This is a genomic window from Mycobacterium syngnathidarum, assembly GCF_001942625.1.
In the GTDB taxonomy this organism is placed as follows: domain Bacteria; phylum Actinomycetota; class Actinomycetes; order Mycobacteriales; family Mycobacteriaceae; genus Mycobacterium; species Mycobacterium syngnathidarum.
The window spans coordinates 377,829-402,856 of the sequence record NZ_MLCL01000062.1 but is presented as its reverse complement, the minus strand read 5'-3'; the positions used below and the strand labels follow the sequence as shown (position 1 = coordinate 402,856).

At 66.8% G+C, this 25,028-nt stretch carries 31 protein-coding genes; 17 read left to right on the top strand and 14 right to left on the bottom strand.

The features are described 5' to 3' along the window. Positions 1 to 49: 49 nt before the first annotated feature. Entirely contained in the window at positions 50 to 844 is a 795-nt protein-coding gene (locus BKG60_RS17550) for a DUF3027 domain-containing protein (protein ID WP_207549561.1), read from the top strand. A gap of 3 nt (positions 845 to 847) precedes the next feature. Here the strand turns inward: BKG60_RS17550 and BKG60_RS17545 are convergent, their stop codons facing one another. Together BKG60_RS17545 and BKG60_RS17540 are read right to left on the bottom strand one after the other, a co-directional pair. Continuing rightward, a complete protein-coding gene (locus BKG60_RS17545) occupies positions 848 to 1,300 on the bottom strand; it encodes an SRPBCC family protein (protein ID WP_070944751.1) in 453 nt (150 codons plus the stop codon). Between the two features lie 9 nt (positions 1,301 to 1,309). After that, on the bottom strand, positions 1,310 to 1,573 hold the full coding sequence (locus BKG60_RS17540; protein ID WP_070184573.1) for a DUF2530 domain-containing protein: 264 nt from the start codon (positions 1,571 to 1,573) through the stop codon (positions 1,310 to 1,312). An 85-nt stretch (positions 1,574 to 1,658) separates the two neighbouring features. Between BKG60_RS17540 and BKG60_RS17535 the strand changes: the two genes are divergently transcribed. From BKG60_RS17535 to BKG60_RS17525, 3 genes are read left to right on the top strand one after another with little or no spacing between them, the layout of a single operon-like run. After that, on the top strand, positions 1,659 to 2,090 hold the full coding sequence (locus BKG60_RS17535) for an Rv0880 family HTH-type transcriptional regulator (RefSeq protein WP_070944752.1): 432 nt from the start codon (positions 1,659 to 1,661) through the stop codon (positions 2,088 to 2,090). Then, entirely contained in the window at positions 2,087 to 2,908 is an 822-nt protein-coding gene (locus tag BKG60_RS17530) for a TrmH family RNA methyltransferase (protein WP_070944753.1), read from the top strand. The genes BKG60_RS17535 and BKG60_RS17530 overlap by 4 nt, the downstream gene beginning before the upstream one ends. A gap of 20 nt (positions 2,909 to 2,928) precedes the next feature. Continuing rightward, the gene (locus BKG60_RS17525) at positions 2,929 to 3,204 is read left to right on the top strand and encodes a DUF2537 domain-containing protein (RefSeq protein ID WP_070944754.1); all 276 of its coding nucleotides are present in this window, start codon (positions 2,929 to 2,931) and stop codon (positions 3,202 to 3,204) included. A 4-nt stretch (positions 3,205 to 3,208) separates the two neighbouring features. Here the strand turns inward: BKG60_RS17525 and BKG60_RS31730 are convergent, their stop codons facing one another. After that, positions 3,209 to 3,397 (bottom strand): hypothetical protein, encoded by a 189-nt coding sequence (locus BKG60_RS31730; RefSeq protein ID WP_131823376.1) that lies wholly within the window; start codon positions 3,395 to 3,397, stop codon positions 3,209 to 3,211. Here BKG60_RS31730 and BKG60_RS17520 point away from each other — a divergent pair. After that, positions 3,390 to 4,325, top strand: coding sequence for a type IV toxin-antitoxin system AbiEi family antitoxin domain-containing protein (locus BKG60_RS17520; protein ID WP_070944755.1), 936 nt, complete (start codon positions 3,390 to 3,392; stop codon positions 4,323 to 4,325). The two genes, BKG60_RS31730 and BKG60_RS17520, sit on opposite strands and share 8 nt — an antisense overlap. A gap of 75 nt (positions 4,326 to 4,400) precedes the next feature. Here the strand turns inward: BKG60_RS17520 and sepH are convergent, their stop codons facing one another. From sepH to BKG60_RS17505, 3 genes are all read right to left on the bottom strand, one after another. Next, positions 4,401 to 5,219: a septation protein SepH gene (gene sepH, locus BKG60_RS17515; RefSeq protein WP_070944756.1), complete on the bottom strand. Its 819-nt coding sequence runs from the start codon at positions 5,217 to 5,219 to the stop codon at positions 4,401 to 4,403. Between the two features lie 80 nt (positions 5,220 to 5,299). Continuing rightward, positions 5,300 to 6,406, bottom strand: a complete 1,107-nt coding sequence (gene serC / locus BKG60_RS17510; protein ID WP_070944757.1) for a phosphoserine transaminase — start codon at positions 6,404 to 6,406, stop codon at positions 5,300 to 5,302. Positions 6,407 to 6,436: 30 nt separating this feature from the next. Beyond that, positions 6,437 to 6,625 (bottom strand): hypothetical protein, encoded by a 189-nt coding sequence (locus BKG60_RS17505; RefSeq protein WP_131823377.1) that lies wholly within the window; start codon positions 6,623 to 6,625, stop codon positions 6,437 to 6,439. A 121-nt stretch (positions 6,626 to 6,746) separates the two neighbouring features. On the opposite strand from BKG60_RS17505, the gene BKG60_RS17500 reads away from it, so the two are divergent. Next, entirely contained in the window at positions 6,747 to 7,763 is a 1,017-nt protein-coding gene (locus BKG60_RS17500) for an AurF N-oxygenase family protein (RefSeq protein WP_070944759.1), read from the top strand. A gap of 30 nt (positions 7,764 to 7,793) precedes the next feature. Beyond that, positions 7,794 to 9,452, top strand: a complete 1,659-nt coding sequence (locus BKG60_RS17495) for a 4Fe-4S binding protein (protein WP_070944760.1) — start codon at positions 7,794 to 7,796, stop codon at positions 9,450 to 9,452. On the opposite strand, the gene BKG60_RS17490 is transcribed toward BKG60_RS17495, so the two are convergent. The 6 genes from BKG60_RS17490 to BKG60_RS17465 form a co-directional block, all read right to left on the bottom strand. Continuing rightward, a complete protein-coding gene (locus BKG60_RS17490; protein ID WP_070184564.1) occupies positions 9,449 to 10,009 on the bottom strand; it encodes a nucleoside/nucleotide kinase family protein in 561 nt (186 codons plus the stop codon). The two genes, BKG60_RS17495 and BKG60_RS17490, sit on opposite strands and share 4 nt — an antisense overlap. Then, the gene (locus BKG60_RS17485; protein WP_171055183.1) at positions 9,996 to 10,742 is read right to left on the bottom strand and encodes an energy-coupling factor transporter transmembrane component T family protein; all 747 of its coding nucleotides are present in this window, start codon (positions 10,740 to 10,742) and stop codon (positions 9,996 to 9,998) included. The genes BKG60_RS17490 and BKG60_RS17485 overlap by 14 nt, the downstream gene beginning before the upstream one ends. Then, on the bottom strand, positions 10,739 to 12,223 hold the full coding sequence (locus BKG60_RS17480) for an ABC transporter ATP-binding protein (protein ID WP_070944761.1): 1,485 nt from the start codon (positions 12,221 to 12,223) through the stop codon (positions 10,739 to 10,741). The genes BKG60_RS17485 and BKG60_RS17480 overlap by 4 nt, the downstream gene beginning before the upstream one ends. Next, positions 12,220 to 12,837 (bottom strand): ECF transporter S component, encoded by a 618-nt coding sequence (locus BKG60_RS17475; RefSeq protein ID WP_070944762.1) that lies wholly within the window; start codon positions 12,835 to 12,837, stop codon positions 12,220 to 12,222. The genes BKG60_RS17480 and BKG60_RS17475 overlap by 4 nt, the downstream gene beginning before the upstream one ends. 55 nt (positions 12,838 to 12,892) lie before the next feature. After that, positions 12,893 to 13,345 (bottom strand): VOC family protein, encoded by a 453-nt coding sequence (locus tag BKG60_RS17470; protein ID WP_070184560.1) that lies wholly within the window; start codon positions 13,343 to 13,345, stop codon positions 12,893 to 12,895. A gap of 223 nt (positions 13,346 to 13,568) precedes the next feature. Further along, positions 13,569 to 14,687, bottom strand: coding sequence for a citrate synthase 2 (locus BKG60_RS17465; protein WP_070184559.1), 1,119 nt, complete (start codon positions 14,685 to 14,687; stop codon positions 13,569 to 13,571). 95 nt (positions 14,688 to 14,782) lie between these two features. On the opposite strand from BKG60_RS17465, the gene pdxH reads away from it, so the two are divergent. The 6 genes from pdxH to BKG60_RS17435 all read left to right on the top strand — a co-directional run bounded on the left by pdxH (position 14,783) and on the right by BKG60_RS17435 (position 20,839). Then, a complete protein-coding gene (gene pdxH / locus BKG60_RS17460) occupies positions 14,783 to 15,418 on the top strand; it encodes a pyridoxamine 5'-phosphate oxidase (protein WP_083339240.1) in 636 nt (211 codons plus the stop codon). After that, complete coding sequence (locus BKG60_RS17455) at positions 15,418 to 16,734, top strand: MFS transporter (protein ID WP_070944764.1); 1,317 nt, start codon at positions 15,418 to 15,420, stop codon at positions 16,732 to 16,734. Before pdxH ends, BKG60_RS17455 begins: the two co-directional genes overlap by 1 nt. Positions 16,735 to 16,814: 80 nt before the next feature. Next, a complete protein-coding gene (locus BKG60_RS17450; protein WP_083339241.1) occupies positions 16,815 to 17,486 on the top strand; it encodes a TetR family transcriptional regulator in 672 nt (223 codons plus the stop codon). A gap of 93 nt (positions 17,487 to 17,579) precedes the next feature. Next, positions 17,580 to 18,884, top strand: a complete 1,305-nt coding sequence (locus BKG60_RS17445) for a citrate synthase (RefSeq protein ID WP_070189280.1) — start codon at positions 17,580 to 17,582, stop codon at positions 18,882 to 18,884. Positions 18,885 to 18,972: 88 nt separating this feature from the next. After that, positions 18,973 to 20,427: an MFS transporter gene (locus tag BKG60_RS17440; RefSeq protein ID WP_075909793.1), complete on the top strand. Its 1,455-nt coding sequence runs from the start codon at positions 18,973 to 18,975 to the stop codon at positions 20,425 to 20,427. Beyond that, the gene (locus BKG60_RS17435; RefSeq protein ID WP_070189278.1) at positions 20,417 to 20,839 is read left to right on the top strand and encodes a MarR family winged helix-turn-helix transcriptional regulator; all 423 of its coding nucleotides are present in this window, start codon (positions 20,417 to 20,419) and stop codon (positions 20,837 to 20,839) included. Before BKG60_RS17440 ends, BKG60_RS17435 begins: the two co-directional genes overlap by 11 nt. Here the strand turns inward: BKG60_RS17435 and BKG60_RS17430 are convergent. Both BKG60_RS17430 and BKG60_RS17425 read right to left on the bottom strand, forming a co-directional pair. Next, positions 20,836 to 22,392: a phytoene desaturase family protein gene (locus BKG60_RS17430; RefSeq protein WP_070944765.1), complete on the bottom strand. Its 1,557-nt coding sequence runs from the start codon at positions 22,390 to 22,392 to the stop codon at positions 20,836 to 20,838. The two genes, BKG60_RS17435 and BKG60_RS17430, sit on opposite strands and share 4 nt — an antisense overlap. 15 nt (positions 22,393 to 22,407) lie before the next feature. Continuing rightward, positions 22,408 to 22,656, bottom strand: a complete 249-nt coding sequence (locus tag BKG60_RS17425; RefSeq protein ID WP_070944766.1) for a DUF2630 family protein — start codon at positions 22,654 to 22,656, stop codon at positions 22,408 to 22,410. Between the two features lie 31 nt (positions 22,657 to 22,687). On the opposite strand from BKG60_RS17425, the gene BKG60_RS17420 reads away from it, so the two are divergent. The 4 genes from BKG60_RS17420 to arfC all read left to right on the top strand — a co-directional run bounded on the left by BKG60_RS17420 (position 22,688) and on the right by arfC (position 25,009). Next, positions 22,688 to 23,050, top strand: coding sequence for an FKBP-type peptidyl-prolyl cis-trans isomerase (locus tag BKG60_RS17420; RefSeq protein WP_070189275.1), 363 nt, complete (start codon positions 22,688 to 22,690; stop codon positions 23,048 to 23,050). A 119-nt stretch (positions 23,051 to 23,169) separates the two neighbouring features. Continuing rightward, a complete protein-coding gene (gene arfA, locus BKG60_RS17415; protein WP_070944767.1) occupies positions 23,170 to 24,222 on the top strand; it encodes a channel-forming protein ArfA/OmpATb in 1,053 nt (350 codons plus the stop codon). 11 nt (positions 24,223 to 24,233) lie between these two features. Beyond that, a complete protein-coding gene (gene arfB / locus BKG60_RS31990; RefSeq protein ID WP_165617771.1) occupies positions 24,234 to 24,389 on the top strand; it encodes a channel accessory protein ArfB in 156 nt (51 codons plus the stop codon). Continuing rightward, positions 24,386 to 25,009 carry a channel accessory protein ArfC, sunset domain variant gene (gene arfC, locus BKG60_RS31725; RefSeq protein ID WP_070189273.1) on the top strand — a complete coding sequence of 208 codons (624 nt, stop codon included), beginning with the start codon at positions 24,386 to 24,388 and terminating at the stop codon, positions 25,007 to 25,009. Before arfB ends, arfC begins: the two co-directional genes overlap by 4 nt. Positions 25,010 to 25,028 lie beyond the last annotated feature (19 nt).

Sequence of the window (25,028 nt, the reverse complement as noted above, 5' to 3'; positions counted from 1 at the left end):
AGGCGACCGGTGTGGCCCGCGGTCGCCCCGATCAGGCACTATGGAGGCGATGGAAAGCGTGACCGAACCAGCCGAGCAGGCCTACGAATCCGACCGGGAAACCGGCCCTGCGGCACCGTCGCCGGAACAGGAGGCGTTGCTCTCGGGTGCCGCCGAGCAGGCGCGCGCGGCGCTGATCGAGTTCAGCGGCGAGGGCGCCGTCGGTGAGTACCTCGGTGTGAGCATCGAAGATGCCGCCTCGGCCACGCACCGATTCCTGGCTGACCTGCCTGGTTACCGCGGGTGGCAGTGGGCTGTCGTGGTGGCGGCCTATCCGGGCGCCGATCACGCGACGATCAGCGAGTTGGTGCTGATTCCGGGCCCGACGGCGCTGCTGGCACCGCAGTGGGTGCCGTGGCAGGACCGGGTCCGTCCCGGCGATCTGGGGCCCGGCGACCTGCTGGCTCCGCCACCGAACGATCCCCGTTTGGTTCCCGGATACGTGGCCACCGGGGATCCGCTGATCGACGACGCTCCGCTCGAGCTCGGCCTCGGCCGGCGCCAGGTGCTCAGTGCGTGGGGCCGGGCGCAGGCGGCGCAGCGGTGGCACGACGGTGATCACGGGCCGGGTTCGGCGATGGCCCGCTCGACGCGCCGGGTCTGCCGCGACTGCGGGTTCTATCTGCCGCTCGGCGGTGCGCTGGGCGTGATGTTCGGCGTGTGTGCCAACGATCTGTCTGCTGACGGGCATGTGGTGGAGGCCGAATACGGCTGCGGGGCCCATTCGGACACCCCGCAACCGCCCGGCACCGGGTCACCGATGTACGAGCCCTACGACGACGGTGTCCTCGACACCGCCGAATAGGGCTCAGTTCTCGGCGGCGGCCTTGATCCGCGCCAGTGACGCATTCATCCCGTCGACCAGCTCATCCTCGAAGCTGGGGACTCCGCCGAACAACGCGCCGACCAGAGCGTTGGACACGGCCGTGGTGCCGTTCTCGGCGTGGCGGGATTCGGTCACCCTGGTACCGGTGGCAGTCGGCTCCAGTTCGTAGCTCCAGATGGTGTTGTTACCCTCCACCAGAAATGCGAGCTTCTTGTTGTCGACGACCTCGGTGATGCGTGAGGTGGTGGGCCAGAACATGAACTTGCGCCGGTTGAGATTGAAGGTGCGGGTTCCCGGCCGCAGCGGGCCGAGGGGCCCCATGTACCGGCACTGCGGGCTCCACTGCGGCATCCGGCTCAAGTCCGAGACCAGCCCCCACACTTTGTCGACCGGTGCCTCGATGTCGATGGTGGCTTGCAGAAGTGGTGCGGCCATGGTGTCTCCTCAGGTCAATCCGCTTTGTGCGCCGCGGGATCCGCGACGCACGGCACGGCGCTGGATCAGAAAGATGGTCGTGCCGAGAACGCCGATCGCCAGCCCGGCGAGCGTGAACGGCCGCCAGTGTTGCAGACCGCTGACGGTGAACGCCACGACGGTGGCGATCAACCAGCCGGTGGCGATCACCGCGATCACCGGCCACGGTTCCAGCAGTGCACGCGGTAGGGCCGGTGGCTGGGGCTCCTGCGCGTCGTCGGTGTCGTCGGTCATCGGTGACCAACGTATCCGATGGCAGGGCGATTCATTGGTCCTGGTTTTAGCCCTTTACTGCGTCAGCCTCAGTACTATTTCCGATGTGAAGGATCCGGAGGCGCTCCTGGCGAATGATCTGGCTCTGGCGGTAGTCCGTCTTGCGCGTCAATTGCGTACGCGGCGTGCGGAATCCCCGGTTTCGCTGACCCAGTTCTCGGCGCTGGCCACCTTGGCCAAGGAGGGCGCGATGACGCCGGGTGCCTTGGCGTTGCGTGAGCGGGTGCGCCCTCCGTCGATGACCCGGGTGATCGCTTCACTGGCCGAGCAGGGGCTCGTGGCGCGATCCGCCCATCCGGTCGACGGGCGCCAGATCGTGGTGTCGGCTTCACCGGCCGGCGTGACCCTGGTCGAGGCCGAGCGCAAGGCCAGCCAGGAGTGGCTGATGGCGCAGCTGTCGCGGTTGGACCCGGCTGAACGGCAGACTCTGGTCACCGCGACCGATCTGATGTCGGCAATGGTTCTCGAAGGCGCGTGAGTCTGCTGCAGGTAATCGATATCGAGGACCCGGCCGATTCCCGGTTGGACGACTTCCGTGATCTCAACAGCGTGGACCGCCGGCCCGATCTGCCCAGCGGCAAGGGGCTGGTGATCGCCGAGGGGGTGCTGGTCGTACAGCGTTTGCTGGCCTCCCGGTTCGTCCCGCGCGCCCTGCTGGGCACCGATCGGCGCCTGACCGAGCTCGCGGCTGATCTCGACGGTGTGGATGTGCCTTTCTACCGGACGAGTGCTGAGGTGATGGCCGCCGCGGTCGGCTTCCACCTCAACCGTGGCGTGCTGGCGTCGGCCTCCCGGGCACCCGAGTTGTCGGTGGCCGAGGTGATTTCCGGTGCACGCACCGTGGCGGTGCTCGAAGGAGTCAACGACCACGAGAATCTGGGGTCGATCTTCCGTAATGCCGCCGGGCTCGCAGTCGATGCGGTGGTGTTCGGCGCGGGCTGCGCCGATCCGCTGTACCGGCGCGCGGTGCGGGTGTCGATGGGGCACGCCCTGCTGGTGCCGTTCGCCCGGGCTGCATCCTGGCCCGGCGATTTGACATTGTTGCGCGACAAAGGGTTTCGGGTCATGGCGATGACGCCCGATCCGGCTGCCGCGACATTGTCGGAGGCGATGTCGCAGCTCGAAGGGGACCGGGTGGCGATCCTGGTCGGCGCGGAAGGTCCCGGTCTGACCGAGCACACGATGCGGGCCAGCGATGTGCGGGTGCGCATTCCGATGTCGCGCGGCACCGATTCGCTCAACGTCGCCACCGCGGCGGCGCTCGCGTTCTACGAACGCGCCAGGCTCGGAAGCTGAGATCGCGCTAGATTGACTCCGTGACCGACGATTCCACGCCGTGGGGTACCGGCCTGACGGTGGCCGCCTTCGTGGCCGTGGTGCTCGGTGCGGCGATCGTGGTGCTCGGGGTCGGGTTGCTGCGTGTTCACCCGCTTCTAGCGATCGGGCTGAACATGGTGGCCGTCGGAGGTCTGGCCCCGACGGTGTGGGGTTGGCGGCACCGGCCGGTGTGGCGCTGGTTCGTCCTGGGTTCGGGCGTCGGGGTGGCGGGTGGCTGGTTGGCGCTGCTGGCGATCGGGCTGACCCAGGGCTGACCGCTCAGGCCACCAGTTCGGTCTCCAGACCCTGCTCACGTTGGTGGTCGGTGCACCACACTGCGGGCCTGTGAGTGCTGAGGATTGCGGCCACCAGGTAGCCGCGATCTTCAGCGCACGTAGTTATCCACAAGTGCGCGGAACGGGTCTGGTCGGGGAGTCGCCGGTCGACGAGCATCGACGGCGTGGACATCGGGGACGTGCTTGGGCAGCAGTCGGGAGTTGTTTCGCGTCGGCAAGCCCTGGACGCGGGGATGCAGCAGCACGACATTCGACGGTTGCTCCGGCGTAATGAGTGGGCGCGGGTCCACGACGGCGTGTACATCGATCACACCGGACCGTTGACGTGGCTGCAACGGGCCTGGGCCGCAGTGCTTTACGCGGCTCCGGCGGCGCTGTGCCTGGAATCGGCGTTGACCGACGAGGGTGCGGTGATCCATATCGCAGTCTCCCGCGACCGGGGCGTGCTCGCCGAACCCCACGGAGTGCGCATCCACCATCAGGCCCACCTGCAGGAACGGGTGCTCTGGCACGTCGGTCCGCCACGGCTGCGTTTCGAGGAAGCCGCCCTTGACGTCGCATGCCAGGCCAAATCCGAGTTCGATGCCATCGCGGTGCTGGCCAACGCCTGCCAATCGCGGCGAACCACCGCACGACATCTACTGCGAGCCCTCGACGCTCGTTTACGGGTTCGCAGAAGACGCTGGCTGCGGGCGGTGATGGTCGACATTGCCGAGGGCACCTGCTCGGTTCTGGAGCACGGATATCTCAATCGCGTGGAACGGGCGCACGGATTGCCACGGGCCGCTCGTCAGAAGCGTTCGACCTCATCGGTGGGGGTGAGCTACCGCGATGCTGAGTACGACCAACGGCTCGTGGTCGAACTCGATGGCCTCTTGTTCCACAACACGGCATCGGCACGAAACGAGGATGTCGAGCGTGATCTCGACGCCGCGGTCGACGGCCGCTCAACCGTCCGACTGTCCTACCGTCAGGTTTTCGACCGACCGTGCCGGACCGCCGCGAAGATCGCCCAGGTGATGCGGCGCCACGGGATCAGGGTGAGTGGCCACGCCTGCGGTCCGGGCTGCGAGTTCACCGGCGTTGAGCTGGCGGCCTGACGTGGAGGGCTGTCAACGCTGAAGATTGCGGCTACCTGATGGCCGCAAACTTCAGCACAGGCTCCTCGAAGACGATCAGGGCTGAGTGCCGGACGACCGCACGCCCAGCAGCACGTCCTCCCACGCGGGAACCGCCGGCCGCGCCTTGCGGCCGCGCTTGGGCGCCTGCGGGGCAGGGGCGGGCTCCGGTTCGGCCGGCCGGCTGAACTCGTCGGGCACGGCCGCGGCCGGGCTCTCCTGAACTTCGGGGGTTTCGTGATGGTCGAAGAGGTGCGGTACCGCCGCGACGGGGCGCAACGGCCGACCGAAATCGGGGTTGATCAACTGGCGGGCGGCATCGTCTGACGCGGTGACGGTGCCGCCGTGAGCTCCGGGGGAGTACCGGAAATGCGCAACGTTGTCGGACCGTCCGGCCTTCCAGGCCAGCTGCACGGTCCAGCGGCTGTCCTCGTTGCGCCAGGCGTCCCAGGCAATGGAGTCCGGGTCGAGTCCGCGACCCACCAGGGCAGTGGTGACGGTCTCCAGCAGCGTCAGTACTGCAGGTCCGTCGGCCAGTACCGGATGTGCCGCGGTGGCCAGCTCGGCTGCCCGGGCGCGTTCCAGCAAGACCGGATGAGCGAACCGCTCGACCCGTTCGACAGGCACCCCGGCTGCTTCGGCCAACTGCTCCACCGATGCCCCGGCGCGAATCCTGGCCTGAATCTCCTTGGGTCGCAGCACGTTCTGCACCTCTGCATCGATATCGGTCTGATTCGAGGCGACCTTGTCACCGCGCATGGCGGCACGCAGCCGGTCATCGACACGCAAGCTGAACATGTCCTTGGCGGTGTCGTCGGATTCACAGATGATGCGTCTGCCGTCTACGTTCAAACCAACGACTCTGAGTTCTCGCATACCGACCAAACCTCCTGCGCGAACCCTACTGCGTTATCAGCCCGTGACCGGGCTGACACGCTGGCGGGAGTGCGACGGACTCAGAGCTTTCCGACGACCCAGTCGACGCAGCTGGTCAGCGCGCTCACGTCATCGGGGTCCACGGCCGGGAACATGCCGATTCGCAGCTGGTTACGGCCCAGCTTGCGGTAGGGCTCGGTGTCGACGACGCCGTTGGCCCGCAGCACCTTGGCGACCGCGGCGGCGTCCACCGAATCGTCGAAGTCGATGGTGCCGACCACCTGCGAGCGCAATGCGGGATCGGTGACGAACGGGGTGGCGAACGACGTGCCCTCGGCCCACGAGTAGAGCCGCTCGGACGAATCTGCCGTGCGCTTGATGGCCCAGTCCAGGCCGCCGTTGCCGTTGAGCCAGTCGAGCTGCTCGGCCAGCAGGATCAGCGTCGCGATGGCCGGGGTGTTGTAGGTCTGGTTCTTGAGGCTGTTCTCCACCGCGATCGGCAACGACAGGAAGTCGGGCACCCAGCGGTCCGTTGCGGCGATCGACTCGATGCGGGCCAGGGCTGCGGGGCTGAGGATGGCCAGCCACAGGCCGCCGTCGCCGGCGAAGTTCTTCTGCGGCGCAAAGTAATACGCGTCGGCATCGGTGATGTTGACGGGCAGGCCACCGGCGGCCGAGGTGGCGTCGATCAGCACGAGCGCATCGCCATCGGGCCGCTGCACCGGCACCGAGACGCCGGTCGAGGTCTCGTTGTGGGCCCACGCGACGGCGTCGACGGACGGGTCGGACTGCGGCTGAGGTGCGGTGCCCGGGTCGGTCTTGACGATGATCGGGTCGCCGATGAACGGATTCTTCGCCACGCACGAGGCGAACTTGGAGCTGAACTCGCCGTAGGTCAGGTGCAGCGAACGCTTGTCGATCAGGCCGAAGGCCGCGGCATCCCAGAATGCGGTCGAGCCGCCGTTGCCGAGGATCACCTCGTAGCCGTCGGGAACCGAGAACAGCTCACGCAGACCGTCGCGGACGCGGCCCACCAGGTTCTTGATCGGTGCCTGCCGATGGGAGGTGCCGAACAGGTCCCCGGCTGCGGCCAGCGCGGTCAGTTGCTCGGGGCGGACCTTGGAGGGGCCACATCCGAAACGGCCGTCGCGGGGCAGAAGGTCGGCAGGGATGATCAGTTCAGCCATGGGACCAGCCTAAAGTCGGCGGTTACCGCGTCAAAATTCGGGCGTGGCCGGGCGGTCGGTGGTGGCCGGGGCCGCTCGGTTTTCGGCGGCGATCCGGTGCCGATCGGCGGCGGTGTGGCCCGCAAAGGCCTCAGTGGCAATCTTTTGCAGTGTGTCGGTCACCACAGCCCGGCCTGTGAGCACTACAGCTACCTGGCCTTTTACCTTCGGGTTGACCACCCCATGCTGCATGTCGGCAAACTCGTCGAATCAGGCATGGACATCTACTCGATACCTGCGGTACCGTTGTACAACAAGTGGGTAGATGTAAACCTCAGACGATTAGAGAGAGGTCTGCAACATGGCTCGGACCAAGATGGTCAGGCGTTGGCGCAAGAACATGGACGTCAGCGACGACACCCAGTACGTCGACATGCTCTCTACGCTGTCCGAGGGCTCGGTGCGGCGCAACTTCAACCCGTACAAGGACATCGACTGGGATTCGCCGGAGTTCGCGGTGATCCCGAACGATCCGCGCTGGATCCTGCCGGCGACCGACCCGATGGGTGGCCACCGCTGGTACCAGGCGCAGCCCGTTGATCGGCAGATCGAGATCGGCATGTGGCGTCAGGCCAATGTCGCCAAGGTCGGCCTGCACTTCGAGAACATCCTGATCCGCGGCCTGATGGAGTACTCGTTCTGGGTGCCCAACGGCTCGCCGGAGTACCGGTACTGCCTGCACGAATCCGTCGAGGAGTGCAACCACACCCTGATGTTCCAGGAGATGGTGAACCGGATCGGCATGGACGTGCCGGGCATGCCGAGGCTGCTCAAGTGGCTGCAGCCGCTGATCCCGCTGGCCGCCGGCCCGCTGCCGATCCCGTTCTTCTTCGGTGTTCTCGCCGGCGAGGAACCCATCGATCACACGCAGAAGAACGTGCTGCGTGAGGGCAAGGCCCTGCACCCGATCATGGAACGGGTGATGGCGATCCACGTCGCCGAGGAGGCCCGCCACATCTCGTTCGCGCACCAGTACCTGCACAAGCGGGTGCCGAACCTGCGCCGCCGGCAGCGCTGGATCCTGTCGCTGTTCGTGCCGCTGACCATGCGCATCCTGTGCTCGGCGATCATCGTGCCGCCGCGCGCGTTCTGGAAGGAATTCGACATCCCGCGCTCGGTGCGCAAGGAGCTGTTCTTCCGTTCGCCCGAGTCTCGCAAGATGCTGCGGGATATGTTCGGCGATGTCCGGATGCTCTGCCACGACACCGGCCTGATGAACCCGATCGCCAAGCTCATGTGGCGGATCTGCAAGATCGACGGGGCGCCGAGCCGCTACCGTAGCGAGCCACAGCGCGAGCACCTGGTCTCAGTCGCCTAAAGCTCGTCCCGGAGGGTTCGAAGGTTTGTTATGCCCCATGTGATCACCCAGTCGTGTTGTAGCGACGGGTCCTGCGTCTACGCGTGTCCGGTGAACTGCATTCATCCGTCGCCGGATGAGCCGGGCTTCGCGACGGCAGAGATGCTCTACATCGATCCCGATGCCTGCGTGGACTGTGGCGCGTGCGTGAGCGCGTGCCCGGTCGGTGCGATCGCGGCCGATACCCGGCTGACCGACAAGCAACTGCCGTTCATCGAGCTCAACGCGGCCTTCTACCCGAAGCGGGAAGGTAAGTTGCCGCCGACGTCCAAGCTGGCGCCGGTGATCGCGGCGCCGAAGGTGGATGCTCGTGGGGGCGCGCCGCTGACCGTGGCGATCGTGGGCTCCGGTCCGGCCGCCATGTACGCGGCCGACGAGCTGCTGACGCAGCGGGGCGTGCGGGTCAATGTCTTCGAGAAGCTGCCGACGCCCTACGGGCTGGTGCGGGCGGGTGTCGCTCCGGACCACCAGAGCACCAAGCGGGTGACCCGGCTGTTCGACGTGATCGCCAAACATGCCGGGTTCAAGTTCTTCCTCAACGTCGAGGTGGGCAAGCACCTGTCACACGCCGACCTGTTGGAACACCATCACGCCGTGCTGTACGCGGTGGGTGCACCCAACGATCGCCGGCTCGCCATCGACGGTATGGACCTGCCGGGTACCGGAACGGCCACCGAGATGGTGGCCTGGATCAACGGACATCCCGAGTTCACCGACCTGCCCGTGGATCTGAGCCATGAGCGGGTGGTCATCGTGGGCAACGGCAATGTCGCCTTCGACGTGGCCCGGATCCTCACCACCGATCCGGATACGTTGGCCCGCACCGACATTTCCGACCATGCCCTGGCGGCCCTGCGCACTTCGAAGGTCTCCGAGGTGGTGATCGCGGCCCGCCGCGGCCCCGCGGAGTCGGCTTTCACCTTGCCGGAACTGATCGGCTTGACCGCCAGCTGCGACGTCGTGCTCGATGAGGCCGACCATCAGTTGGTGGTGGCAGATCTGGCTCGCACCACCGACCCGCTGACCCGCAACAAGCTGGAGATTCTGGCCAAGCTGGGTCATGCGTCCGCGCCGTTGACCAAGCCGAGGATCCGGCTGGCCTACCGGCTCACCCCGCAGCGCGTGCTCGGCGAGGACCGGGTGACCGGAATCGAATTCGGTGTGACCGGAACCGATGATGTGCGCACGCTCGACGCAGGGCTGGTACTGACCTCGATCGGCTACCGCGGCAAGGCCATTGCCGACCTTCCGTTCGACGACGATGCCGCCGTGGTGCCCAACGACGCCGGACGTGTTCGTGACGCGGCAGGCGCCTACGTGGCCGGCTGGATCAAGCGCGGTCCCACCGGCTTCATCGGCACCAACAAGTCGTGTGCGGCGCAGACGGTGCGTCAGTTGGTCGACGATTTCAACGCCGGCGTGCTGACCGACCCGGTGCACAAGCAGTCCGCGTTGGAGAAGCTGGTGCGGACGCGCCAGCCCGCCATGGTCGACGCGGCCGGGTGGCAGGCGATCGATGCCGCCGAGATCGCCCGCGGTGGCGAGGATCGGCCGCGTGACAAGTTCACCTCGGTCGACGAGATGATCGCGGCCGCCGCAACGGCCCCGAAACCGACGATGCGGCAACGGGTTCTGGCAGGACTGCGCTAGCGGCGCCGGCCGGGCGCGGTGAACTCGAATCCGTCCGCGGCCGGTACAGCGATCAGGTCGGCACACGCCCTCGGCTGAAACCTGGCGATGAACTCGTCCTCCTGGGCTGCCCACCGGTCCCAGTGCGGCCGGTAGGTGTCTCCGTCGCGTTCCAATGCCCGACGCTTGCGCTCGGCATCGTCGGCGTCGACCCAGATGCCCAGGTCCGCACACGCCCGGGCAGCCGGGGTGAGCGCGCCGATGCCCTCGACGATCAAGCGTTGCCCAGGCTCGACCCGGTGCCAGCCGCTGGGTGCAGCCGTAGTCCAGTCCCATTGCCGCCAGCGTCCGGTGTGCCCGGCCGCCCGCGGCTCGAGCAGTGATCGCTGCAAATGGTCTGCGGCCCAGAGCAGTCCGTCCCAGCCCGGGTAGATGTCGTCGAGCCGAACGACGACACTGCCGGCCCAGATGTCGTGCAGCTCGGCGGCCAGCGTCGACTTGCCGGACCCGGAACGGCCGTCGATCAGTACCGTTGTCGCGGCCGCGTCGAGGCGGCGCAGGATGTCATCGAGAGCCAATGAAGTTCCATGTCCCGCACACCACCGACACCGTGATCGCGGCGGCGGCGATGACGAATCCCGCAGCGATCAAAGCGAACTCGCGTGCTCCGAAGGGAGATGGGCGGGCCCACGTCCGGTCCGGGTAGGCGCCGAACCCGCGGGCTTCCATCGCGGTGGCCAGCTTCGATCCGCGGCGCACGGCGAACACCAGCAGGGCGAACGCCTGTCCCGCGATCCGCTGCACCCTGGCGTGGTCGGCCACGCCGCGGGCTCGGCGCGCGTAACCGAGGTACCGCCAGTCCTGTCCGAGCAGGCCCACCATTCGCAGGCCGGCCAGCGCACCGACAACGAATCGGGCAGGCAGATGCAGCACCTGCCCTAAACCGTCTGCCAACTCGGTCGATTCGACGTCGATGAACAGGATGACCGAGGGCAGGGCGATCGCCAGGACGCGGAGAAACGTGGCCAGGGCGAGCGTGATGGACCCGTCGCTGATCGTGACGAGGAAGAAGTGCCAGTACACCGTGCCGCTGGTCTGCCCGTAGAGCAGGATGGTGACGGCGGTGAGCGCGGCTGCGATGAGGACCACGGCGGCACGGGTCAGCGCCGCGCGCAGCTTGACGCCGATGACGGCGAACAGCACGAGCTCACCGATCAGCGCGGTCAGCGCCGAAAGCCAGTCCACCGAAAACACCAGGGCCCCCGCGATGATCAGGGCGGTGAGCAGTCGGGCGACGGGGTTGATGATCACAGCGTCGTCCCCGCGGTGGGGTCCCACTCCGGCAGCTCGATCCGGGCGTCGGCGAGTAGGGTGGCGAAGTCGAGATCGTGGGTGGCCGCGACGACGGCCGTTCCGGCATCGGCGATCTCGGCCAGTAGGCGGGTCAGTTCTTCCCAGGTGCGCCGGTCCTGCCCGAAGGTGGGTTCGTCGAGGATGATCACCTTGGGTGCGGTGGCCAGCATCGTGGCGACCGACAGGCGGCGCTTCTCTCCGCCGGACAACGTGTAGGGGTTCACCTCGGCGAGGTGGCCGAGGCGCAGGCGCTCCAGGAGTTCGTCGGTGCGCGCGGTGGTTTCGGTGTGGCCCAGCTTGATCGCTTTGGGGCCCAACGTGAGTTCATCGCGCACCGTGCCGGTGAGGAACTGGTGCTCGGGGTCTTGGAACACGCTGCCGATCCGGGTGAGCAGTTCCTTGGACCTCCACTTGATGGGTTGGCGGCGCGAGGGGGACGGTGCGAAGCCGGCGTGCGCCTCGAGCCGGCCGGCCGGCACCGGCAAGAGCCCGCCGATGGTCAGCGCCAGCGTCGACTTGCCTGCGCCGTTCGGGCCGGTGATCACCGTGATCTGCCCGGTCGAGATCTCGAAGTCCAGGTCGACGTGCATGGGCGGATCACCGGGGTGGGCCAACGCCAGACCCGCTGCCTGCAGCAATGATTCGGATGCAGGAAACCGGTGGCGGTCGATCTCGGGCAGCGGGGTGTCGGGTACCCAGACACCGGATCGAACCAGGTAGTGGTGGTTGCGCCGGATGGTCTGTTCCGGGGTGCCGTCGGCGATCACCTCGCCGTCGGTGCCGAGCACGATCACCCGGTCGATCACCGGCAGCCACATCTCGGTGCGGTGCTCGATGACGATCAGTGTCGCGCCGGTGCGGGCTGCGCATTCCGCGACGGCGTCCCGTACCTCGATGACACCCGCGGGGTCGAGGTTGGCCGTCGGTTCGTCGAGCAGGATCAGGCCGGGATCCATGGCGATCACCCCGGCCAGGGCGAGGCGCTGTTTCTGTCCGCCGGACAGCGCTGAAGTGGATTGGGACAAGCCGAGATTCAGCCCGACCGCGTCCAGCGCAGCGTGCACCCGGGGCCAGATCTGCTCGCGTTGAACACCGAAGTTCTCCATGCCGAAGGCGACGTCGTCACCGACGCGGGACAGGATCACCTGGGAGTCGGGATCCTGCAACACCATTCCGATCCGGTGGCGTTGCTCGCTCGGCGGCCGACCGTCGACGAAGAGGCTACCGGCCTGCCGGCCTTCGTCGGCCCCGCCGAGCAGCCCGGCGATGCCGTGCAGCAGAGTCGATTTCCCCGCTCCGGACGGTCCGAGCAGCAGCACACGTTCGCCGGGTTCGATCGCGAGCTCGAGGTCGCGCACGGCCCATGCGGTGCGTCCGGCGTGGCTCCAACCCCAACTGTGCGCCGTGACGGTGGCACCGGAGCCGTGCGGTGAGCTCATCGAGCGGCGGGGCCGATCCGGCCCGACGCGAACCGGCCCAGCGCTCCGGTCTTCGCCAGACCTCTGACCCCCAACCACGAGAGCAGGCCGGCGACGAGGGCGCCGGAGACGATGGCCGAGACGGTGTAGATCGCGGCGAAGGCGTTCGCCGAGCCGGGATACCACAGGATGAGGTCGTTGACGGCCAGCGCCAATCCGGCGACAGCCCCGGCGAGCAGTGCGACGGGCAGCCCCCAACGGCGGTACAGGAACGCCGCGAAGACCAGTTCCGCGCCGATGCCCTGCACCAGTCCCGATTCAAGGGTGAGCACGCCCCACTGGTTGCCGACCAGTGCCGACACCGTGGCGGCGACGAGCTCGCCGTACAGGGCAGCTCCCGGCTTGCGGATCACGAGCGCGGTGAGCACCCCGGCGAACAACCAGCCTCCGGCCAGCAGCGCCTGCAGGCCCGGAAGCGCTGCTGTCAGCGGTGCGCTGATCGGGTTGGAGGCGATGTTCCACACCACGAACACCAGCCCGGCTGCCGTTGCGAGGACGCTGGCGACGACGATGTCGACGACTCGCCAGTTCAGCGCGCGGGCAGCCGGCGTGGTGTCGGCGGGCTGAGTGCTCATCGGTCTCCTTCGTGGCATATCGCGAGGAGACCAGTATGAACGCGTGGCGGGCGGGTTACTGCCCCGACTGCATGGCCTGGGCGATCTCCTCGGGACTGACCTCGCGGACCGGCTGCCCCAGTGACCACTGGTGGCCGAAAGGATCGCGCACCATGCCGTAGCGGTCGCCCCAGAACTGGTCTTCCAGCGGCATGACGACCTCTGCGCCGGCGTCGACCGCCTGGGCGAACTTGGCCTCGACATCGGTCACGGTGAGGTGGATTGTCACCGGGGTGCCGCCCAGGGCCTTGGGTGTGGACGGCTTGCCGTCGTTGTACTCGGGAAAGTCGTCGTTGAGCATGACCGTGGACCCGTTGATGGTGAGCGCTGCGTGGACCAGCTTGCCTTCGGGCCCGGGCACCCGGCCCAGCTCGGTGGCGCCGAATGCCTTGACGTAGAAGTCGATTGCTGCGGCGGCGTCGTCGACAACCAGATGCGGCAAGACTGCGGGTGTTACTTCGATCGCCATGATCTTCTCCTGGGTAGGTGAGTGGACTCAATGCAGACCCGCGCGGCGGGCGGATCTCATCGCCAGACACGTCCCATGCAACCACCCGGGTCTGACATGTGCACTGACGCCGAAACGACGCCGCGTGACGGAGACGGCCCCTGATCTCGTCGGCAACCGCGGTATCGGCACGGAAATCCGCCGAAAACATCTGCCGCAGAGGCGAATATGTCGTGACCGCCGGTCACGAGGTGGCGATCTTGTCCCATCCGGCGACCGACTCCACGCTGCGCGGTTCGGGGCCGACATAGACGGCGGCCGGGCGCACGAGTTTGCCGAGCCGCTTCTGTTCCAGGATGTGCGCGCACCAGCCCGCGGTCCGCCCGCAGGTGAACATCGCCGGCATCATCGAGGCAGGCACCTGGGCGAAGTCCAGGATCACCGCGGCCCAGAACTCGACGTTGGTCTCGATGGCCCGGTCGGGGCGGCGCTCACGCAGCTCGGACAGCGCAGCCTGTTCCAAGGCTGCGGCCACCTCGTAGCGGGGTGCCGCAAGGCGTTTGGCGGTGGCCCGCAGCACCCGCGCCCGAGGATCCTCGGCGCGGTACACGCGGTGCCCGAAGCCCATCAGCTTGTCACCGCGATCCATGATGCCCTTGACCACCGCTCGGGCGTCCCCGGTCTTTTCGACTTCTTCGATCATCGGCAGCACCCGGGCCGGGGCGCCGCCGTGCAGGGGACCGCTCATCGCGCCCACCGCGCCCGACAGCGATGCCGCGACGTCGGCGCCGGTGGAGGCGATCACCCGGGCGGTGAACGTGGAGGCGTTCATCCCGTGTTCGGCCGCGGTCACCCAGTAGGCGTCGATTGCCTCGACGTGCTTCGGGTCGGGGTCTCCCTGCCAGCGGGTCATGAAACGCGCTGTGACAGTGTCGCATTCGTCGATCGTGCGCTGGGGCACGGCGGGCTGGTAGATGCCGCGGGCTGACTGTGCGACGTAGGACAGCGCCATCACCGAGGCTCGGGCCAGCTGGTCGCGAGCGGTGTCGTCGTCGATGTCCAACAGCGGTGCGTAACCCCAGATCGGTGCCAGCATGGCCAGCCCGGCCTGGACGTCGACGCGCACGTCGCCACTGTGGATGGGCAGCGGGAACGGCTCGGCCGGGGGTAGTCCCGTGCCGAAGCTGCCGTCGACCAGCAGCCCCCACACGTCTCCGAACGTGACGCGGTGGGCCACGAGGTCTTCGATGTCCACACCCCGGTAGCGCAGTGCACCACCGTCCTTGTCGGGTTCAGCGATCTCGGTGGTGAAGGCGACGACGCCTTCGAGGCCGGCAACGAAGCCATCCGGTACAGCGGGCATGTCCAGATTCTTGCACCAAGCTCAGGCGTAGCGTTATCGCGGTGGCAAGACCTCCCGGACAGACCCCTGACCACCACGAGCATGACTTGGCCGGCATGCGGGTGGACTACGTCGAGAAGGACGGCTGCGGCGATCTGGATGTCGATTGGCTCGGCGAGGACCCGGCGACCGGGTGGCTGACGCTGCTGCGCGCGTGGCTGACCGATGCGTACCGCGCCGGGGTGGCCGAGCCCAATGCCATGGTGGTGGCCACCACCGACGACGAGGGAAGACCGGTCACCCGAACGGTGTTGTGCAAGAGCATGGACGAGACCGGCATCACGTTCTACACGAACTATGACTCCGCCAAGGGCACCCAGCTGGCTGTGAATCCCTACGCGTCGGCGACGTTCCCGTGGTACGGCCTGGGGCGCCAGGTGCACGTGCGCGGTCCGGTGACCATGGTGAGCCGTGAGGACACTGAGGCGTATTGGTCCAAACGCCCGCGAGGTTCACAGCTCGGTGCCTGGGCGTCGCAGCAGTCCGCTCCCATCGCATCGCGTCAGGAACTGCTGGGCCGGCTTGCCGAGGTGACGGAGCGGTTCGCCGGCCTCCAAGCCGTTCCGGTGCCGCCGAACTGGGGCGGTTATCGGATCGCCCCGGACAGCGTCGAGTTCTGGCAGGGGCGGGAGGACCGGGTACACAACCGAATTCGCGTGATCGGGAATCGAGTGGAACGCCTGCAGCCCTAGTGGGTAGGTACTTCGCCGACACCACACCGCTGCGCACACCGGATTTTCGGCGGCTGTGGTTGGCCGGAATCCCGACGGTCATCGGCGCCAATCTGACCATCTTCGCGGTGCCGGTGCAGCTGTATGTGCTGACCGAGAACTCGGCGTACGTGGGGTTGTCCGGTCTGTTCGCACTGGTGCCCCTGGTGGTCTTCGGGCTGTGGGGCGGTGCCTGGGCCGACGCGATGGACCGCAGGCTGCTGCTGATCATCGCCTCGATCGGGTTGGCCGGGGCCTCGGTGCTGTTGTGGCTGCAGGCCGCGCTGGCGATGAACAACGTGTGGGTGGTGCTGTGCCTGCTGGGCGTGCAGCAGGCGTTCTACGCGGTGAACAGCCCGACGCGTTCGGCGGCGATTCCGCGGATGCTGCCGGCCGAGCAGCTGCCCGCGGCGAACTCGCTGAACATGACGGTCATGCAGTTCGGCGCGATCGTCGGGCCGCTGATGGCCGGGCTCCTGTTGAACTGGGTGGACCTGTCCACGCTGTATCTGATCGATGCCGTGACCTGTCTGGCACCGATCTGGGCGACTTTCCGGTTGGCGCCGATGCCCCCGGCGAGTACGGAGCAGGGTGCCTCGCGTTGGGGCCTGACGGCGGTGCTGGACGGCTTCCGCTATCTGGCCGGCAACCGGGTGGTGCTGATGTCGTTCGTCGTCGATCTGGTGGCCATGATCTTCGGGATGCCGCGCGCGCTGTTCCCGCAGATGGCGCACGAGAGTTTCGGCGGGCCGGTCGAGGGCGGCACCGCGATGGCATTGCTGGCCGCGGCGATGTCGGCCGGCGCGGTGGCCGGCGGTGTGTTCTCGGGCTGGCTGCCGAGGATCCGCAGGCAGGGGCTGGCCGTGGTGCTCGCGATCGTGGTGTGGGGCCTGGCCATGGTCGGGTTCGGTATCGCGGGGGGGTCGGCGCACGCGAGGGCCGGGCTGTTGTTGTGGATTGCGTTGGCGTTCCTGGCGATTGGTGGTGCCGCCGATATGGTGTCGGCCGCATTCCGGTCGACGATCCTGCAACAGGCGGCCTCCGATGAGCTGCGGGGCCGGCTACAGGGCGTGTTCACGGTCGTGGTTGCCGGGGGTCCGAGGCTGGCCGACACATTGCACGGGGCGGCGGCAGCGGCGGCGGGGACGACGGTCGCCGCGGCCGGTGGCGGCGCCCTGGTGGTCGTGGGAGTGGTGATCGCGGCACTGGCGGTGCCTGCGTTCGTGCGGTACCGGGTGGAAGTGAGCGGAGCGAGCACGGATGCGCGGCAGGATCAGTCCGAGCCGGACAAAGTCTGACCATCGGCGAATGGCGTCCAGCGTCAGATAGTTGCCGAAATGGACCGAAAAGCAGTCCTTTGGCCGCTAGCATCCGTTTCGTGGTTGACGTTGTGCGGCAGGCGGCGATGGGCTTGCGTGAGCGCAAGAAGCAACGTACCCGGGCGACATTGATCGAGGCTGCCATCGATCTGTGTGACCGCCAGGGTTTCGAGCAAACCACGGTTGAACAGATCGCCGCGGTGGCCGATGTGTCCCCGCGCACGTTCAGCCGCTACTTCGCCACCAAGGATGCCGTCGTGTTGGCATTCGTCGATGAGGTGATCGAGATCGTCGCGATCGCGCTCGCCGCGCAACCGGCCGACATCCCCCATATGGAGGCGCTCTACCGGGCGCACGTGGAGGCGTTCCTCAACACCAAGACTGCGCCACCCACTCAGCTCACGTCGGATCGGCTGTTGGCTTCGGCGCGCATCGTCACGTCGTCTCCGGCGCTGATGCAGTCCGCGTCGGAGTTCCGGGCGGATGCGGTCAACGTGGCGCTGGCAGAGCGGATGGGGGTGTCCGGCGACGACCGCCGGCTCAAGCTGACGGCCGTGGTGTGGGGTTCGATCCTCATGACTGCCATCGCTGACCTGGGATCTCAGGCAGGGTGGGACTCCCTGACCGTCGACGATGTCGTCGCGCGGATCGAGGCGACGTATACCGATTTCCGGGCCGTCGCGGCGGGCGTTCAGGAGGCGCCCGAATCGGCGCTCAGCCAGCTTTCCTGACCCGTTGGTAACCCCCCGCGGGCAGCGTCGATCGATTGCGACTACCTTTTGTAGAGCAGTTGTCGGTTCCCAGGACGCGATGAAGGGATTCCCGTGGCCGAAAACCCGTCGAGTGGGCAGGAGCTTGCCACTCTGAAGTACCCCGGTGGCGAGATTGATCTCGATATCGTCCATGCGACCGAGGGCAGTGACGGCATCGCACTTGGTCCGTTGCTGGCCAAGACCGGCTACACCACGTTCGATGGTGGCTTCGTCAACACCGCTTCCACCAAGTCGGCGATCACCTATATCGACGGTGATGCCGGCATCCTGCGGTACCGGGGCATCCCGATCGAGCAGCTGGCCGAGAACTCCACGTTCATCGAGGTCAGCTACCTGCTGATCTATGGTGAGCTGCCGACGGCCGAGCAGTTGGAGACGTTCACCACTCAGATTCAGCGGCACACCCTGCTGCACGAGGATCTCAAGCGGTTCTTCGACGGCTTCCCGCGCAACGCGCATCCGATGCCGGTGCTGTCGAGTGCGGTCAACGCGTTGAGCGCCTACTACCAGGATTCGTTGGATCCGCTGGACAACAAGCAGGTCGAGCTGTCGACGATTCGTTTGCTGGCCAAGCTGCCGACGATCGCGGCATATGCCTACAAGAAGTCCGAGGGGCAGCCGTTCCTGTACCCGGACAACTCGTTGACGCTGGTGGAGAACTTCCTGCGGATGACGTTCGGTTTCCCGGCCGAGCCGTACGAGGTGGATCCCGAGATCGTCCGCGCGCTGGACATGCTGTTGATCCTGCACGCCGATCACGAGCAGAACTGTTCGACTTCGACGGTGCGGCTGGTGGGTTCGTCACAGGCCAACCTGTTCACGTCGATCTCCGGTGGCATCAACGCGCTGTGGGGCCCGCTGCACGGTGGCGCAAACCAGGCGGTGCTGGAGATGCTGGAGAAGATCCGCACCGGCGACGACGATGTGCAGACCTTCGTCAAGAAGGTCAAGAACCGCGAGGATGGCGTGAAGCTGATGGGCTTCGGTCACCGCGTGTACAAGAACTACGATCCGCGGGCGCGCATCGTCAAGGAGCAGGCCGACAAGATCCTGGGCAAGCTGGGTGGCGACGACGAGTTGCTCGACATCGCCAAGCAGCTCGAAGAGATCGCGTTGACCGACGACTTCTTCGTCGAGCGCAAGCTGTACCCGAACGTCGACTACTACACCGGCGTGATCTACCGGGCGATGGGCTTCCCGACCCGCATGTTCACCGTGCTGTTCGCACTGGGCCGGTTGCCGGGCTGGATCGCGCACTGGCGGGAGATGCACTCCGAGCCCAACAAGATCGGCCGTCCCCGCCAGATCTACACCGGCTACACCGAGCGCGGGTACGTCGACATCAACAAGCGCTGAGCTTCCCTCCGCTCGGCAATCCTCGCTAGAGCACCGGCACCCTGGCGTCGACTTGCCTCATTGATAGTTGTAGTTTCACAATAGTTGTGTGAATACAACTATCGGCTCGCTCAACGCACGTCGCAAGGCGATCATCCTCGTCTCGTGCTGTTTGAGCCTGCTGATCGTGTCGATGGACGCCACCATCGTCAACGTCGCGATCCCGAGCATCCGTGACGATCTGGCCGCGTCACCGTCGCAGCTGCAGTGGATCGTCGATGTCTACACGCTGGTGCTGGCCTCGCTGCTGTTGCTGGCCGGCGCCACCGGCGACCGGTTCGGCCGCAGGCGGACATTCCAGCTCGGCCTGACGATCTTCGCGGTGGCATCCCTGCTGTGCAGCCTGGCGCCCAACGTCGAAACCCTCATCGCAGCGCGATTTCTGCAGGCCATCGGCGGTTCGATGCTCAATCCGGTAGCCATGTCGATCATCACCCAGGTGTTCACCGGCCGGGTTGAGCGGGCCCGCGCGATCGGTGTCTGGGGCGGCGTGGTCGGTATCTCGATGGCACTCGGTCCGATCGTGGGCGGGGCACTGATCGAGTACGTCGATTGGCGTGCGGTGTTCTGGATCAACCTGCCGATCTGCGCCCTGGCCGTTGTGCTCACCGCGATTTTCGTGCCCGAATCCAAGTCGTCGACGATGCGGGATCTCGACCCGGTCGGCCAGGTGCTGGGCGTGGCGTTCCTGTTCGGCGTGGTGTTCGTGCTCATCGAGGGACCAGGATTGGGCTGGACGGATGCGCGCACCCTGGCTGTCGCCGCCGTCGCGCTGGTGGCCCTGGTGGCCTTCCTGCGGTACGAATCGCGCCGCACGGACCCGTTCATCGATCTGCGCTTCTTCCGCAGCGTGCCGTTCGCCTCGGCCACCGTGATCGCGGTCTGTGCCTTCGCCGCCTACGGGGCGTTCCTGTTCATGATGTCGCTGTACCTGCAGACTCAACGCGGTTACTCGGCGATGCACACCGGCCTGATCTACCTGCCGGTCGCCGCGGGCGCGCTGATCTTCTCGCCGCTCTCGGGCCGACTGGTCGGGCGGTACGGCAGCCGTCCGTCGCTGTTGGTTTCGGGGGCGACGATCACCGTGGCCACGGTGCTGCTGACCCGGTTGAGCGGTGATACCCCGGTGTGGCAGCTGCTGGTGATATTCGCGGTGTTCGGCATCGGCTTCTCGATGGTCAATGCACCGATCACCACCACGGCCGTCAGTGGTATGCCGCTCGATCGTGCCGGTGCGGCCTCGGCGGTCGCGTCGACAAGTCGTCAGGTCGGTGTGAGTGTCGGTGTGGCACTGTGTGGTTCGGTGGCAGGTGCCGCGCTCGCCGGCACCGGTGTGGATTTCGCCTTGGCGGCCCGTCCACTCTGGTTTGTCTGTGCCGCACTGGGCTTGGTGATCTTCGCGCTCGGCGTCGTCTCCACCACACCGCGGGCATTGCGTTCTGCCCAGAGCCTGGCGCCACTGATCGGTGAGCACCATGTCCCGGAGGTGACCCATGTCCGGTGACGGGCCGACCCGGTTGGCAGATGAGGTGTGGGCTGCCTTGACGACGTTGGTGTTCGACCACCGCGACCGCTGGCGGCGGGCCGTGATCGAGCGAACGGGATTGCCCTTCAGTCGAATCCGCGTATTGAAACGGCTTGCGCGTGAGCCGCTGACAGTCAAGCAGCTGGCCTACGCGGCGACGGTTGACGCCCCCGCCGCCACGGTCGCCGTCAACGACCTTGAGGAGCGGGGGCTGGTGGTGCGTGAGGTCGACCCCGCCAACCGGCGCAGCAAGCTGGTCTCGCTCACCGATGACGGCCGCGCGCTGCTGGCGCGCATCGACGAGGTCGAAGATCCGGCGCCGCAGGCGCTCGCCTCACTCGACACCGAGGACCTGGAAGCGTTGCGCGCCATTCTGTCGCGGGTTCGTTAGCCTTCCAGCACCGCCATCGCGGCATTGTGTCCGCCGACACCGGAGACCGCTCCGCCGCGTACCGATCCCGAGCCGCACAACAGGATCCGGTCGTGGGCGGTGGCCACACCCCAGCGCTGGGCCGGCGTCTCCAGCGGAGCGTCGTCCTCGGCGAACGGCCAGCGCAGCGCGCCGTGGAAGATGTTGCCTGCGGTCATCCCCAGCGCTTGCTCGAGATCGGCGGTGGTCTTGGTCTCGATGCACAGCCGGCCTGCGCCATCCTCCATGAGGACATCTTGGATCGGTTCGGCCAGAACCGAATTCAGCGAAGTCAACACCGCCGAGGTCAACCGGTCGCGAGTCCGGTCGGGATCGCCCGCAGACAGTGAGTGCGGAGTGTGCAACCCGAAGACGGTCAGCGTCTGTGCCCCCGAGGCGCGCAGATCCTCGGACAGGATGCTGGGGTCGGTCAGGGAATGACAATAGATCTCGCACGGCAGCGGGTCCGGGACCCGCCCGGCAGTTGCGTCGCCGTAGGCCCTCGCCAGCTGGCTGAACGTCTCGTTGATGTGGAACGTACCGCCGAATGCCTGCTCGGGCGTGACCTGCTGGTCTCGGAGGCGGGGGAGCCGACGCAGCATCAGGTTGACCTTCACCTGCGCGCCGGGCGCGCTCTCGGGCGCCGGTTCACCGAGCAGGTCGGCGAGTACGGCCGGGGTGACGTTGGCCAGCACACGTTCGGCGCAGACCTGCCGCGCCGATCCGCCGTGCCGGTAGCGGACCTCGCCGTCCGGGGTGACCGCGTAAACATCTGCCCCGGTGATGATCTCGGCGCCGAAGCCGGTCGCGGCGGCGGCCAGTGCTCCGCTCACCGCGCCCATTCCGCCGACGGGGACGTCCCAGTCGCCGGTACCGCCGCCGATCAGGTGGTAGAGAAAGCACACGTTCTGGATCAGGCTGGGGTCATCCAGAGCGGCGAACGTGCCGATCAGAGCGTCGGTGGCCATCACGCCGCGTACCAGATCGCTCGACACCGCAGCGGTGATCGCCTCGCCGATCGGACGTTCGATCAGCGCCTCCCAGGCCGCGCCGGTCTCGGCGTCGTGTCCGTCGAGCACGTTTCGGCGCATCTCGCTCCGGTGGCACAGCGGGTGCAGCAACGTCGGCCAGATGCGCGACGTGATCAGTTGGCACCGTCGGTAGAAGTCGCTGAACCCGGGCGCGTCGGTGCCGGCGCCGATCGCGTCGAATGTCGGCTGCGGCCCGATCAGTAGGCCGGTGGTGCCCCCGGACGCCGGATCCGGGGTGTAGGACGAGATCCGCCGGCGCGACAGCCGGATGCGGGCACCCAGATCGGTGATGACGCGTGAGGGCAGCAGGCTGACCAGGTACGAGTATCGCGACAACCGGGCATCGATGCCGTCGAAGGCATGCGCCGAAACCGCTGCGCCGCCGACGTGGTCGAGGCGTTCGAGCACCTGAACTCGACGTCCGGCCCGGGCCAGGTAGGCAGCGGCCACCAAACCGTTGTGCCCGCCACCGATGATGACGGCGTCCAACGCTTTCTCCGTCACGTCACGCCCGGCCGGTCAGCCTCGGTAGTCTTCGACTTCGTCGGCCCCGCGTGTCTGGGCCAGGCCGGGGTCCTGACCTGTCTCGCGCAGCGCGCGGCGCTGCCGCAACAGGTCCCAGCACTGGTCGAGGGCGACTTCCAGTGATCGCAAACGTTGCTGTTCTTCGGTTTCGTCGATTTCCCGCCGCTGCAGTTTGGTCCGGAGCTCCTGCTCTTCGGCAACGAGCCGGTGAACTTCGGCGAGGATGTCCTGATCTTTGGCCACACAACCAGTCTGCCGGACTACCGTTGATCAGGTGAGTACAAAACCTGACATCGAGTTTCCCGATGGCCCTGCCCCTACTGAATTGGTCATCACAGACCTCGTGGTCGGTGACGGCCCCGAGGCTGTGCCCGGCGCCACTGTCGAGGTGCACTACGTGGGTGTCGAATACGACTCCGGCGAGGAGTTCGACAGCTCATGGAATCGCGGAGAGTCCATTGAATTTCCATTGCGTGGCCTAATCCAGGGCTGGCAGGACGGAATTCCCGGCATGCGAGTCGGCGGTCGTCGCCAGCTCGTCATTCCGCCTGCCCAGGCCTATGGGCCTGCGGGTTCAGGACATCGACTTTCGGGAAAGACGTTGATCTTCGTCATCGATCTACTCGGCGTCCGTTGACGTTTCCGTAGGTTCGGAAAGTATTGGCCGAACCTAACCGTTGATTTCCATTTACTGCTACCGTCAACCTGTTTCGCTGCTGTAGATAACTGTTCGTCGACTTCAGGGAGTGCCCAAAAATGTCGAGTTCGGACGAATCTCGGACAATCACCGGCTGGCAAACAGCCTCCAAGCTATATCGACGACCACCGGGTGTGGGCTGGTTGTTGGCGCTGGCGGCAGTTCCGTTGTTGCTGGGGCTGATCGGATGGGGCGGGCTCGACCGCTCGGACAAGGACACCGATCTGACGCTTCCCGATGTGAATCCCACGGCGACTTTGACCGCTCCGGGCGTGAATGCCCCGGACGTCAACGCACCCAACGTGAATTTGCCGAATCTGTCGTTCGCACCGTTGTCGATCTCCCGTAACGGCAATGACTTCAATCTCACCGGTGATCTTCCGGACGCGGCGGCCAAGGCCTCACTGCTGGACTGGTTGCGCGGAAAGTTCGGCGCGGACGTCAATCTGGTCGACAATCTCAATCTGCGTCCGGGTGTGAACACCCCCGATGTGTCGGCACTGGGCAAGGTTTTCGACGCTGCGGCCGAGGGTATTCCGGACTTCAATTTCAGCATCGACGGGGACAGGTTGACGCTCACCGGTACCGCGCCGTCGGCGGAGGTGCGCGACGCGGTCGAGGCGGCCGCCAAAGAGGCGTGGCCGAACATCAAGGTCGTCAACAACATTCAGGTTGCTGCCGCACCTCCGGCCCCCGCACCTCCGGCGCCCGAGGCCGGTGCACCGGGTGCGCCCGGCGGTACCCCCGGACCCTGCGCGGCGCTGCAGGACGATGTGAGTGCGCTGCTTCGTACTCCGATCAACTTCAGCACCGACGGGTTCGCGGTGGCGCCGGCATCGCAGCAGTTGTTGACGCAGGTCGCCGACAAGATCAAGTCGTGTGAGGGCGCGCGGGTGACCGTCACCGGTTACACCGACAGTTCGGGCAATGACGCGATCAACGTTCCGCTCAGCGGCAACCGCGCCAAAGCCGTTGCAGATTATCTGGTTTCGCAGGGGTTGCCGGCCGACCATGTGACGTCGTCCGGTGCCGGCTCGGCGAATCCGATCGCCAGCAACGACACCCCCGAAGGCAAGGCGCAGAACCGCCGCGTCGAGATCACGGTCAACTAGGGAGAATCGACATGGACTTCGTAATCCAATGGTTGTGGTATCTGCTCGCGTTCGTGGTGGGGTCACTGGTTGCCTGGCTGATCACCGTGGTGACCGTCAAGCCCACCAGTGAAGAACAGGCGTTCGCCGAACTGCCCGGCTCACGTGAGATTGGAGCAGGCCGATGAGTGATGTGAACTGGTGGTTGATGGCCCTGGCTTTCGTGCTCGGGCTGGTGTTGACGCTGGCGCTGACCTTGCGCAGGGTCAAGCGGGAAGTGCCGGTCTACGGTGCCCTGGGGCGCCGCCCGGACACCACGACCGGCGCCGGCGCCAAGGCCGCGGCGGCCGGTGGGACTGCCGCAGGCGCAACGGCTGTGGGCGATGACGCTACGACCAAGCTGCCCAAGGCCGGTACGGGTGATGAGCCCACCACTCAGCTGCCGAAGGCCGCCAGTCCCGGTGCCGCAGCGGCGGGTGCGGCCGCCGCCGGCGCGGCGGGGGCGGCGGGGGCAGCCAAGTTCGCTTCCGGCGGTGGTGCTCATGAGGCCGCCGACGATGCAGCCGGTGAGGACGTCGAGGTCGTCGAGGAGACACCGTACGGTGCCGGCTCGGTCCGGGTCTCGGGTGCGGGCACGCCGAGGGGGTATCTGATCAAGGGCAACGAGGATTCGATGCTCTATCACTCGCCGGAGAGCCCGTCCTACTCGGTGACGGTTGCCGAGATCTGGTTCGCCGACGTCGAATCCGCCGAGAAGGCCGGGTTCAACCGTTGGGACAGCGGCAAGTCTCAGCGCGAGAAGAAGTAGGAAACCACACGGATCGCCC